The organism is Microbacterium sp. S1037 (assembly GCF_048381605.1).
GTDB classification, from domain to species: domain Bacteria; phylum Actinomycetota; class Actinomycetes; order Actinomycetales; family Microbacteriaceae; genus Microbacterium; species Microbacterium testaceum_B.
Genome location: NZ_JBLWIG010000001.1, coordinates 2,201,816 through 2,214,039 on the forward strand (window position 1 = coordinate 2,201,816; position 12,224 = coordinate 2,214,039).

Consider the following 12,224-nt stretch of genomic DNA (forward strand, 5'->3'; position numbering starts at 1 on the left):
ACCGGCGATCACCGGGAGGTTCGCCTTCGAGTCCGAGACTCCGGCCGCCAGTGCGTCACCCCTCGAGCGTCGCACCGGGTCGGCGATCCCTCGAGCGTCACACCGGGTCAGCGACCCCTCGAGCGTCACACCGGGTCAGCGACCCCTCGAGCGTCGCACCGAGTCGGCGACCCCTCGGCCGTCACACCGAGTCCGCGACCCCCACCTTCGCCTTCGCCCACGAACGCCCCCGCGTGTCCTTGAGGATGTCGTACTCGACGTCGACGTGCGGCTCGATCGCGCTGTACTTGTCGTTGGGTGCGCCGATGACGAGCTGGAACCCGAGTCCGCGCCACGCGCCGATCGCGCGCTTGGTGAAGTGCGCGTCGGCCTTGATGAGCGCCTCGTCGAGGAACACCGGCGCGTACCGCGGCCGCTCGGCACCGGCATCCCCGAGCTGATAGCGCAGAGCCGCGCCGACGATGAACGCGATGAGCTCTTGCGACTCCCCACCGGATTTCTCGCCGATGTGGTCGTACAGCGCGACGTGCTCGCCCGTGTCGGCGCGGAAGCGCTCGGCGCTGACGCGCACGTGATTGCGCACGTCGACGAGGTCGGCGAAATCGGGAGCCGTGGGCCGGATGCGATTGATCAGTCGCGCCATCCGTCCGTACACGGCCTCGCGCTCCTCGTCCGACGACGCGGCGTCGATCGCGGCCCGCACGTCGCGCAGCTCGCGACGGAACCGGCGCCGCACCTCTGACTGGTTCTCGCGCGGCACGATCTGCAGCCGGTGCTCGTCGTCGTAGAACGGCAGGTCCTGCATGATGTCGTTGATCGGCGCGATGCGCTCGCGAATCTCGCGCAGGGCGCGCGTCAGCGCCGAGTCGAGGTTCGTGAGGTCATTGCCCGACAGGCGCAGCAGCGAGTCGCGCCACTCCGCCTCGAGCTCGTGCAGGCCGCTCGCCTCGAGGTCGGCGAGGATCCGCTCGAAATCGCCGAGCGACTCGTCGGGGTCGGCGAGCAGGTTCGGACTCGGCCACCGGTCGGTGAACGCGATGAGAGTGCGCCGGAGGCTCTCGCGCTGATCGCCCCAGGTCTCTTGGGCCGCACGCTGCTCCTCGAGCAAGCGTTTCGAGGCGGACTCCAGCGCGGCGTCGAAGCGCGCGAGCAGTTGCGACGGCGAGGCATCGTTCGACGGGGCGACGAACAACCCGTCGAGGTACGCGGCTTCGTCCGCCGACAGCTCCATCTCGGCGTCCTCGGCGCGTTCGAGCCGCTCATGAGCGCTGTCCACGTCGTCCGTGACCTCCGCCCACCGCGCAGCGAGCGCCTGCTGCTCGGTCTTTGCTCCGCCGATCTCCTCCCGCAGTCGCGCGACGCGCGCCTTCGCGCCCGAGATCTGCTCCTGCAGCTCGGCGATGCGCGGGTTTCCGGCGGTGATCTCGACGATCGTCTCGTTCCAGCGCTCCAGATCGCGCTCGACGGATGCCACGTCCACCTGGTCCCACGACAGATCGGCGATCCTCTCGAGAGCGCTCCGCCGCTCGTCGAACGCGTCGAGCGCGGCGGCGGCCTCGTCGACCGCGGCTTTCGCCGACGCGAGGTCACGACGTACGGCGACGATCTGCTCGCCCAGCTCGGTGAGGCGCACGCGGCTCGAGAACCCGAGGATGCTGTGCCGAGAAGACCCACCGTGAGCCCCGCGCGCGCCCTGGCTCGTCTGCCCCGCGATGGTCAACGCCATGCGATGCCCGGACAGCTCGGAGGCGCTGTCCACGCACACGAACGCGAACTGCTGTTCGAGCCGATCCTGCAGCCAGCCGGTGAAGGGGGAGCGGCGGTACTCCAGGCGCCCGGGGAGCGTCGCGGGGTCGAGACCCGTGCGCTCCGGCGTCCCGGTCGACACGCCCTCGAACCGCAGACGCTCCGAGAGGCGCACGCCGTCGATCGCGGAGCGGAAGGATGCCAGGTGCGCGGCATCCACGAGAAGAGTCGTCGCGAACCCGCCGAGGGCGAGCGTGAACGCCCCGCGCCACGGCTCGAACTCGGTGCGGACGTCGACGAGCTCGGCGACGAAGGGCAGTTCGGCCGCGGTGAGACCCGCCGCCTCCGCCAGCGCTTCGCGCGCCTCGTGCAGTCGCGGGGGGATGTTGTCGTCGCGGGTCTGCGTGCGCCGGTGCTCGGCCTCGAGCACCGCGAGCTTCTGGCGAGCGTCCGTGTGCGCGCTGCTGGCGGCGACGAATGCCTCGCGCACAGCGCTCTTGGCATCCGCGTCTCCGAGGGTGCGGCGCGCTTCGTCGACGAGGGCGGTGAACTGCTTCTCGGTCGTGACCTCGACCGACAGCACGGCGAGCGCCGCCTCGAAACGTTCGCGATCGCGCTGCATCCCGGCGAGGCGTCGCTCGAGTCCCCGGAGCTCGCGCTGTGCGACGTCCAGCCGGTCGCCGCCGGCGGCGCGGAGGACGTCGCCGAGTCCCTCGCGCTCGGCCTCGGCCGCGTCGGCCAGCGCCTGCCGCTCGCGGACGAGGGCGTCGGTCGCGTGCGTGCGCTCGCGCAGCTCGTCCTCGACCGCGCCGAGGAGGTCGACCCGCCGCTGCGCCCGCCACAGCGACGCGCGCGACTCGGGGTCGCTGAACCGCCCGAGCGCCTCGATGAGCCGCAACCGCTCCGCCGCCTCGTCGATGCGCGTCTTCATCCCGCGGATCGGCTGCAGCGCGCGCACCTGCTGGCGTGCCTCGAGCATGCGGGTGCGCGTCGACTCGAGCCCATCGAAGTGCGACACGACCGCCTCGGCGACCGCGAGCGTCTCGGGCTCCTCGAGCACCATGCGCTTGTACAGGTCGTCGACGGTGGTGATCTGCTGCCCCGCCTGGATCCGCGCGAGCAGACTCATCGCCTTCGTCCCCGCACCCGCCGCGCCGATCCCGAGCACCGCGTGCAGGCGGGCCGAGAACTCGCGGTCGGTCGCGAGGGTGTCGAGACCCGTCGCGCGCACCGCGGCATCCGACAGGTGGCTCTGGGCCGCCCGCTCGAGCTGACGCAGGTCGAAAGCGCCGTGCACGGTCGCGCGCACCTTCACGGCGTCGTCGAGCGTCCGCGCCGCCGCCGGGATGTACCACGCGCGCACCGCCGTGAACCGGGCGCCGTCGTGGTCGGCCCACGTCATCGCGATCGCGGTCCACGTGTCGACGCCGTCACCGCGCAACACTCGCACCTTCGTGCCCTCGTCGGTGCGCGACTCGTCGAGCTTGCCGCGGCCGTACGACAGGATGTTGCGCTGTTCCTGCCCGCGCGGACGCCCCACGACCGCGCCGTTGGAGGCGCCGTTGAAGGGGGTCGTGTGCGGCATCATGAGCGCGACGTACGCGTCCATGAGCGTCGACTTGCCCGAGCCGGACCCGCCGCACAGCAGCGTCGCGGTCGGCGCGAAGCGCACGCGGTGCGTGCCGTCGTAGCCGCCCCAGTTGATCAGCTGCAGGTCTTCGGCGACCCACTGCTGACCGCGGGACGCGGCCGGGATGAGTCCGAAGAGGGTCTCGAGCATGGTCACGGGAGGAGCTCTTTCTCGGGGGTTTCGGATGCCAGGACCTCGGCGGGTGCGTCCCGGGTCTGCTCGTCCAGCCAGGTCTGCAGCTCTCTCAGCGTCTCCGCGCTGAGCACGATCTCGATGAGGGGACCGATGCGATACCGCCCCTCGGACTCCTCCTCGATGATCCCCTCGCGATCCAGGCGCGCGATCGCCGTGCGCACCGCGCGCTGCTGGCTCGCGCGGGTGCCGTCGGTCTCGCTGAAGTACGTGAGCACGGTCTGTTCGACCTCTTCGACATCGACGCGGGCGGATGCCGTGCCCGCGGTCGTCTCGCGCTGGAAGACCGTCCGCAGGTAGACGAGCACGAGCGTCTCGGCGCGCGAATAGGCCTCGTCCTTGAGCAGGATCGGTACGTCGACCTCGTCGCTTCGCACCTGCTCCTTGTACGCCACGCCGCGCGCGTGGTCGACGACGAGCCGCACGAACAGGTCGTTCAGGCGCGACTCGATCATCTGCTGGTGCTCGAGCAGCAGCTTCCACTCGGCGGGCGAGCTCTCGGCGAGCAGGAACCGGCGCTGCAGGATCCGCACGAGCACGCGCCGCACGTCGGCGTCGAGCGTGCCCCGGTCGCCGGCGAAGAGCGCGTCGGGGTCGTTCTCCATCGCCACCGGGGCGATGAACGCCGGGCTCTCGGCATCGATGCTCGGGGTCTGCACGTCAGTCATCGGCTCCCTGTTCTGAAAGATTTCCTGCTCTCACCGAGCCGAAAGCGAACCGCCTCGTCGTTCCGTCGGGCCGAACCGCCTCGACGACCGACACCTCGTCGGTCTCCACGAGACCGCGCCGGTGCACGATCTCGAGCAGGCCCACGAGGTCGACGGGGCGGCGGGTCTCGGCATCCGCCCCCGCGAAAGCGTCGGCGAGGTCGAAGCCGTCGCCCAGGCGCGCGACGTACTCCTCGAGCTCGGCGTAGTGCGGCCCACCCCACGCGCGCGTGTCGGCGTCGACGAACTCGACGTCAGGAGTCTCGGATGCCAGGGGCTCGGGCGCTCCGGGAGGCCGGACGTCGCTGATCGACTGGCGCAGATGCCCGACGTCGGCGAGCGGGAGCGTCCGGACCGGCTCGACGCGGCCGGGGGAGCGGGTCTGACTCCAGCGGTGCAGCCCCGCCATCACGCCGCGCAGCAGGTCGTCGACCTGGCGGTCACGGATCGGGTCGTGGGTGCGCACCTGCGCGGTGATGACGTGCGAGGCGCGACGCTGCGCCGTGAGCACCTCCTGCACACCCGCCTCGACGCGGCGGGCGATGGCATCCAGTTCTCCGCGCTGTTCCGGGGTCATGAGCCGCGAGAAGGGCTGCGCGAGAACGGCGTGGAGCTGGTCGGTGAGGTCGTCGATGTTCTCGGGGTCGCCGATCAGGCGGAGCGCCCCCTGGAACGCGCGGCCCTCGGGGGTCGCCTGCATCACCTGCCGGCCGCGTTCGAGGTACTCGCGCAGCACCTCACCGGTCGGGCGCACGTCGCGGCGGAGCTCCGCGACGACGTCGCGCTGCATCGCGGCGATCGACTCCGCGACGCGCGAGAAGTCCGCGGGGAGCTCGCGCGCGAGATGGATGACGTTCTCGGCTTCTTCGAGCAGATGGTCGTCGTCGAGCGGTTCGATGATGCCCTCGTCGAGGGCCGCGATCTCGGCATCCAGGGCCGCCCGCTCCTCGAGCAGGGCCTCGCGGCGGCGAGCGGGATCGCTCTCGGCGTCGCGGGCGAGCCGCTCGACCGCGTCGAGAAGGGTTCGCACGCGCGATCGCGAGACGCGGGCACGGCCCCCACCGGCCCTGCCGGCGATCTCGAGCGCGCCGACCGCGTGCGCCGAGAGGCGGTAGACCTCGACGTCGTCCTCGATCTGCAGCCCCAGCCACCCCACGCGCACCCACCCGCGACAGATGTCGCGCGCCGACCCGGCGGGGATGCGGCGGTCGTCGTCGGTGTCGTATCCCGCGGCGCGCAGCTCGTCGATGGCCTCGGCGACCTCGACGTGCGCGTCGGCGACGGCGACGGCCGGACGATCGGGGGTGAAGACGACCGACAGGACGGCGACGACGAACGGCGCGAAACGCCCGTGCAAGAGGTCGAGCGTCGGGTTCTTGAACGCCGTCACCGAGCGCAGGTACGCGGCTTCGGTGCGGGTGGTGGTCACTGAGGGGAGTCTACCGGCGCGGAGACTCGCGACCGATCCCGCCGGCGAGAGCTCACGTCGCCCCGCCCCCGCAGGAATACAGCGCGACGCTCCCCGGCTTGCTCGACCCGTGCGCGGTGTCTCCCGCCTTGCCCGGGTCGCCCAGCTGCCACGCCTTGATCTCGTGGCATCCGGGCTCGGTCGCCACCTCGCGCACCGGGTCGGTCTTCGACGCCCCCGACGACACGGCGAACAGGTGGACGCGCCCCGACCGCTCCATCGACTGGAGAGCGGATGCCGTGAACACGGGAACACGACCGGAGTATCCGCCGTCGGTCAGAACGCTGGCGCCCGTGGCGTCGATGATCTGCGCCGACACGGACCAGCTGTCGCTCACGAGGAGCGGGGCGCCGTCGGCGCCGCCGCCGTCCGCGCGCGCGGCGGCCGCGAGCTGCGCCACCCCCGAGGAGATCTGCGGGGTGCCGCCCCAGAACGCCGGCGGCGAGATCGTGAACGGCTCCGTGGCGTGCTCGGAGCGCGGGGCGATCCCGACGTACGCGTCCCCGCCGCTGCCGTCGCGGTTCGCGTCGAGCACCTGCAGGCTCGCCGCGACCGGGGCGCAGAGGAGAGCCAGGGCGAGGACGGCGGGGAGTGCGCGCGCGAGCGTCGGACGCGTGCGACGCGGCCACGCTCCGACCACGCCCAGCACCACGCCCGCGACGAGGACGACGCCCGCGCCCGTCGCGAAGGCCTCGGGGAGCTGCGCCTCGCGGGCGAGCACGCCCCACCACGCGCCCTGCGCGGCGAGGAGTGCCGGAAGCACCAGTCGATCCCGGCGCCGCGCCGAGCGGAGCAGGCGGCCGCCCTCGCTCCACGCCATCGCGGTCAGCAGCACGAGCGGCACGCCGAGGGCCGCGACGTAGGCCGTGTGGGGCACCTTGGTGGCCGACAGGACCACCGCCGAGGTGGCCAGCCACAGACCCGCGACGACGGCGAGGGCGAAGCGCGCTCGATCCGCGGGGCGCGTGCGCCGCGGCCAGAACCGCCAGAGAGCGAGAGCAAGACCGACCAGCGCCGCGGGATACAGCCAGCCGATCTGCGTCACCAGCGGCATCTCGAGCAGCTTCGTGGGAGACGACCCCACGTCGGCGGCGGCGCCCGCGTGCGAGCCGAACGCGCGACCGAGCGCGCTGAGACCCTCGCCGAGCCCACCCCCGGACGGGCCGCCGACCGAGCCGGGCACGGCACCCGGAACGAAGCGGTCGAGGCCGTTGTAGCCGAAGACCATCGCGAAGACGTCGTTGTCGGTCGAACCGTCGATGTAGGGGCGCGCTCCGGCCGGGGTGAGGGCGATCGCGGCGATCCATGCGATGGACGCCACCACGCTCGCGCCGACCAGCGCCGAGGCGCGGGCCAGTCCGCGCCGGATCGTGGGCGTCGCGATGACGGTCCCCACCACGAGAGCGGGGAGGACGAACCAGGCCGACATCATCTTGGCCTGGAACCCCACCCCGACGAAGACCGCCGCCATCACGAGCGGCCACCACCGCGCGGTGAGCACCGCGCGCTGCCACCACACCAGGGCCACCGCGAGCGCCATCGTGAGCAGGCCGTCCTCCATCGGGTGGCCGAACATCGACACGAAGATCGGCGTCGACGCGGCCGCGAGAGCGGCGACGAGTCCCGCGCCCGTCCCGCCCCCGCGCAGGCCCACCACCGCGCAGGCCATCACGGTGACGAGACCCTCGATCACCTGGGGGAGAGCGACCGCCGAGGTCGACATGCCGAAGAGGTGGATCGCGATGGCCTGGGGCACGGCGAAGCCCGCGAGCTTGTCGAGGGTGACGGTCCCTGCCGGATCGAAAGCGCCGAACAGCAGGGCGCGCCACGACTCCGACATCGATCGGGCCGCGGCCTCGTAGAAGGCGAAGTCGCCGCCGCGGGCGAGGTTCCAGGTCATCAGCAGGGCGCTGCCGGCGAGGATCGCGGCCAGCACGCCCTTCGCCCAGAGGGGTTCGCGCCACCAGCGCGCGAGCGGGAGGGGTTCGGTCACGCCCCACAGCATCGCCCCGCGTATCCGTGCCGTCATAGCAGCGGGCTATGAGCTCGCCGTGATGTGGGGGAGGGATCGCGAGGCTTACGTGAGCAAGCCCGTCTCAGCGGCTCGCGCTGGGAACCTCGACCGGCATCGCGGACAGCGCGCGCAGTCGCGTCAGCTCGGCGAGCGGATCGTCGTGGTCGTCGACGCGGAGGTCGACGACGGTGTCCTCCGGCGAGGCGACGACGAGAGCGCTGCTCTGGCGACCGCGCGCGTCCCCGCCCGCGCGCTCCCCGGCGCGGAGCACCTCGATCAGGCGGTCCGCGAGCTCGGCGTCGGCCTCTCCGCTCCCGCGGCTCCACGCCTCGGCCATCGCCTCGAGCACCTCGGGCCCGGTCAGCAGGTTGCCGACGAACACGGCATCCGTCGTCGTCACCTGTCCCGCCCACGCCGTGATCGACTCACCCGACCAAGCCGCCCCCGGCGCGTCCCACGCGAGAGCCGCGACCTGCCGCAGGGCGTGTCCGTCATCCCAGGAGGGGACGGATGCCACGGCTTCGACGGCCGTGCGCCCCTCTCTCATCGCGGTCAGCAGGCGCCCTCGCAGGGAGCGATTCGTCCAGGCCTGGCTGGCCGCGACCCCGACGGCCGGATCCACGGCGACCACCGACGCCCCCACGGCGAGGGAGCGACTGGCCGTCGCGGCACCGATCAGGCCGCGACGGGTGTCACGGGCGAGGACGGTGAAGGTCATGGGCGCTCCCGAGGGTCGACGAAGGGCGGGCGGTCGGGTCGGAGCGGCTTTGTGAAGATCGTGTTTCGAGGCCGCCCCGGGCTTGTGCCCGCCCCCATGCTTGCACATACTGATCGAAACATCATCTAAATGATGACCCGCCCACCCGATTGGCAATCACATGACATCGCGCACCACTCTCGGCATCGCCGGCGCGCTCGCCGCGGTCCTCGCCCTCGCCGGTTGTTCCGCGGGCCAGAGCGTCGACCTCGGCGACTCCGGTTCCGCATCCGGTCAGACCCTCGTCGCCGCGATCGGTGGCGAGCCCGACCAGCTCGACCCCCAGAAGACGACGTCGTACTTCGCGTTCGAGGTGCTCGAGAACGTCTACGACACGCTCGTCCAGCCCGACGCCAACCTCGAGATGCAGCCCGCACTCGCCGAGAGCTGGGAGACGAGCGACGACCAGCTCACCTGGACGTTCACCCTGCGCGACGGCGTGAAATTCCAGGACGGGTCGGACCTCACCAGCGAAGACGTCGTGTACTCGTACCGCCGCATCATCGACGAGAAGCTCGCCAACGCGTGGAAGTTCTCGACCGTCAGCGACGTCAGCGCCCCCGACGACAAGACGGTCGTGATCACCGTCTCGCAGCCCACCCCGAACCTGCTTTCGAACCTCGGCGGCTTCAAGGGCATGGCGATCGTCGAGAAGAGCAACGTCGAATCCGGCGACATCACCACGAAGCCCGTCGGAACCGGACCGTTCTCGGTCAGCGACTACGTCGCCGGCGACCACATCACCCTGAAGGCCAACCCGGACTACTGGGGTGGCGCGCCCCAGCTCGGGGGAGTGGAGTACCGCTTCATCTCCGAGCCCGCCACCGCCCTGGCATCCCTCAAGGCCGGTGACATCGACTGGACCGACGTCGTGCCCCCGCAGCAGGTCGAGCAGCTCTCGAGCGACAGCTCGGTCACCCTCGGCCAGACGCCGTCGAGCGACTACTGGTACCTCGCGCTCAACGAGGCCAAGGCCCCGTGGAACGACGTCCGGGTGCGCCAGGCGATCGCCTACGCCATCGACCGGGATGCCATCGTCCAGGCCGTCAGCTACGGCACCGCCGAGAAGAACCAGCTCGCCATCCCGAAGCAGAGCTTCTGGTACACCGAGTACGACGAGTACTCCACCGACATCGACAAGGCGAAGGCGCTGATGGCGGAGGCCGGCTTCACCGGAGGCACCCTCGACCTGCTCGCCACCAGCGACTACCCCGAGACGGTCACGGCCGCACAGATCATCGCCGCGAACCTCGAGCCGCTCGGCATCCAGGTCTCGATCCGCCAGCCCGACTTCTCGACCTGGCTCGACGAGCAGAACTCCGGCAACTTCGACATGCTCATGATGGGCTGGCTCGGCAACATCGACCCCGACGACTTCTACTACTCGCAGCACCACACCGGCGGTGCCAGCAACGCGCAGAAGTTCTCGGACCCCGAGGTCGACGAACTGCTCGACGCGGGCCGCGTCGAGACCGACAAGGACAAGCGCAAGGACCTCTACGCGCAGGCCGCGACGATCATCGCCGACAAGGCCAGCTACATCTACCTCTACAACCCCTCGGTGACGCAGCTGTGGTCGCCGAAGGTGTCGGGGTACGAGACCCGCGCCGACCGGGCGATCCGCTTCGCCGGCACGAGCATCGACAAGTGATGCGCGCCGCGGGGGTGCCGGATGCCGGTGCCCCCGCGGTCACGCCCCAGACCGCCGTCGCCGCCCGGCGCCGAGCAAGGAGGTTTTCATGAGGGTCGCCCCCGCTCAGATGGCGCGCTTCCTCGGCGCACGTCTGCTCTCGTCGGCCATCGTGCTGCTCGGCGTCCTCATCGTCGTGTTCGCGCTCGTGCACCTCGTTCCCGGCGACCCCGTGCGTCTCGCCCTCGGCACCCGCTACACGCCGGAGGCGTACGAGGCGCTCCGTGCCGCCTCGGGCTTGGACCGTTCGCTCCCCGAGCAGTTCTTCTCCTATCTCGCGCACGCCGTCACGGGCGACCTCGGTGTGAGCTTCCGCAACGGGCAGCCCGTGACGACGACGCTCCTGCAGCGCCTCCCGGCGACGATCTCCCTCGCGCTCGTCGGGCTCGTCGTCGCCCTGATCATCTCGATCCCCGCGGGGATCTCCTCCGCGCTCCGCGAGGGGCGCGTGAGCGACGTCATCGTGCGCCTCAGCAGCCAGTTCGGCGTCTCGATCCCCGACTTCTGGCTCGGGATGCTGCTCATCTCGCTGTTCTCCGTGACGCTGGGCCTGCTCCCCGCCAGCGGCTACGTCGCTTTCGCCGACGACCCGGCCGGGTGGCTCCGGCAGGTGACCCTCCCGGGCGTCACCGTCGGCCTCGTCGCGGGCGCCATCATGACGCGCTACATCCGCGCGGCCGTGATCGACGTCGCCTCCTCGGGCTACATCCGCACCGCGGTCTCGAAGGGACTCCCGCGTCGGGTCGTCGTCTCGCGCCACATCGTGCGGGGCGCGCTCGTGCCGGTCCTCACGATCGCCGGCATCCAGCTCGCGACGATCCTCGGCGGCGTCATCGTGGTCGAGGTGGTCTTCGCGTGGCCCGGTCTCGGCCGGCTCGTGTACGACGCCGTCGCCGCGCGCGACTACCCGCTCATCCAGGGTGCGGTGCTCCTCGTCGCCGTCATGTTCATCGTCGTCAACCTGATCGTGGACGTGCTCTACGCCGTCGTCGACCCGAGGATCCGAGCCGCATGAGTGTCACCGAACCCCCCGTCGCCGCCGTCGCGCGCCCGCGCGTCCGGTCGTGGCGCCTCCTCGCCTCCAACCCGCTCACGGTGGCCGCCGCGGTCGTGCTCACCGTCGTGGTCGCGGCCTCCGTGCTCGCGCCCTGGATCGCGCCGTACGGCGTCAACCAGATCGACGTGGCGAACGCCCTTACCCCGCCCAGCGCGGCCCACTGGTTCGGCACCGACGAGCTCGGCCGCGACGTCTTCTCGCGCGTGCTGCTCGCGGGGTCCACCTCGCTCACGATCGCGGCGATCGCGGTGGTCATCGCTCTCGTCCTCGGCCTCGCACTCGGTGTCGTGGCCGGGTACGCGGGCGGCTGGATCGACGCCACGCTCATGCGCGTGGTCGACGTCATGTTCGCCTTCCCCGTGCTGCTGCTCGCCCTCGCGATCATCGCGATCTTCGAGCCGGGCATGCTGACGACGACCATCGCGATCGGGGTCGTCTACACGCCGATCTTCGCCCGCGTCGCCCGCGCGAGCACGCTGTCGCTGCGGACCTCGCCGTTCGTCCAGGTGTCGCGCACGATGGGCACCCCGGCCCCCGTCATCCTCCTCCGGCACGTGCTGCCGAACATCGGCGGCCCGATCGTGGTGCAGACCTCGCTCTCCCTGGCCTTCGCGATCCTGTCCGAGGCCGCCCTGTCGTTCCTCGGGCTCGGCATCCAGCCGCCGGCGCCGTCGTGGGGAGGGATGCTGTTCACCGCGCAGGGCTTCCTCTCGCAGGCGTGGTGGATGAGCGTGTTCCCGGGCGCGGCGATCTTCGTGACGGCCCTGGCCTTCAACCTGCTCGGCGACGGGCTGCGCGACGGCCTCGATCCGCGCCAGCGCACGATCATCGAGGCGCGCCACGGCGAACGACGACGCAGAAGACTCGCTCTCGCCGACCCGGCCCCGACCACCGAGGAGATCCCGCGATGACTGTTCTGAGTGTGCGCGATCTGCGGGTCGCGATCGGCGAGACACACACCGC

Annotated in this window: 8 protein-coding genes; 3 read left to right on the forward strand and 5 right to left on the reverse strand. The window is 71.4% G+C overall.

Translation table 11 applies throughout. The features are described 5' to 3' along the window. Positions 1-181: 181 nt before the first annotated feature. From ACMW4R_RS09980 to ACMW4R_RS10000, 5 genes are all read right to left on the reverse strand, one after another. The gene (locus ACMW4R_RS09980; RefSeq protein WP_418299809.1) at positions 182-3,532 is read right to left on the reverse strand and encodes an ATP-binding protein; all 3,351 of its coding nucleotides are present in this window, start codon (positions 3,530-3,532) and stop codon (positions 182-184) included. Next, positions 3,529-4,236 carry a DUF4194 domain-containing protein gene (locus tag ACMW4R_RS09985; protein ID WP_058597785.1) on the reverse strand — a complete coding sequence of 236 codons (708 nt, stop codon included), beginning with the start codon at positions 4,234-4,236 and terminating at the stop codon, positions 3,529-3,531. The genes ACMW4R_RS09980 and ACMW4R_RS09985 overlap by 4 nt, the downstream gene beginning before the upstream one ends. Then, entirely contained in the window at positions 4,229-5,704 is a 1,476-nt protein-coding gene (locus ACMW4R_RS09990) for a DUF3375 domain-containing protein (protein WP_418299810.1), read from the reverse strand. The genes ACMW4R_RS09985 and ACMW4R_RS09990 overlap by 8 nt, the downstream gene beginning before the upstream one ends. Positions 5,705-5,756: 52 nt before the next feature. After that, on the reverse strand, positions 5,757-7,736 hold the full coding sequence (locus ACMW4R_RS09995; protein ID WP_418299811.1) for an ArnT family glycosyltransferase: 1,980 nt from the start codon (positions 7,734-7,736) through the stop codon (positions 5,757-5,759). A gap of 103 nt (positions 7,737-7,839) precedes the next feature. After that, on the reverse strand, positions 7,840-8,475 hold the full coding sequence (locus tag ACMW4R_RS10000) for a DUF1028 domain-containing protein (RefSeq protein ID WP_418299812.1): 636 nt from the start codon (positions 8,473-8,475) through the stop codon (positions 7,840-7,842). A gap of 160 nt (positions 8,476-8,635) precedes the next feature. Here ACMW4R_RS10000 and ACMW4R_RS10005 point away from each other — a divergent pair, with 160 nt between their 5' ends. The 3 genes from ACMW4R_RS10005 (at position 8,636) to ACMW4R_RS10015 (ending at position 12,172) form a co-directional block, all read left to right on the forward strand. Next, positions 8,636-10,165, forward strand: coding sequence for an ABC transporter substrate-binding protein (locus ACMW4R_RS10005; RefSeq protein WP_058630249.1), 1,530 nt, complete (start codon positions 8,636-8,638; stop codon positions 10,163-10,165). A gap of 88 nt (positions 10,166-10,253) precedes the next feature. Continuing rightward, a complete protein-coding gene (locus ACMW4R_RS10010) occupies positions 10,254-11,219 on the forward strand; it encodes an ABC transporter permease (RefSeq protein WP_418299813.1) in 966 nt (321 codons plus the stop codon). After that, positions 11,216-12,172 carry an ABC transporter permease gene (locus ACMW4R_RS10015; RefSeq protein WP_058627995.1) on the forward strand — a complete coding sequence of 319 codons (957 nt, stop codon included), beginning with the start codon at positions 11,216-11,218 and terminating at the stop codon, positions 12,170-12,172. Before ACMW4R_RS10010 ends, ACMW4R_RS10015 begins: the two co-directional genes overlap by 4 nt. The last annotated feature ends 52 nt before the right edge of the window (positions 12,173-12,224 follow it).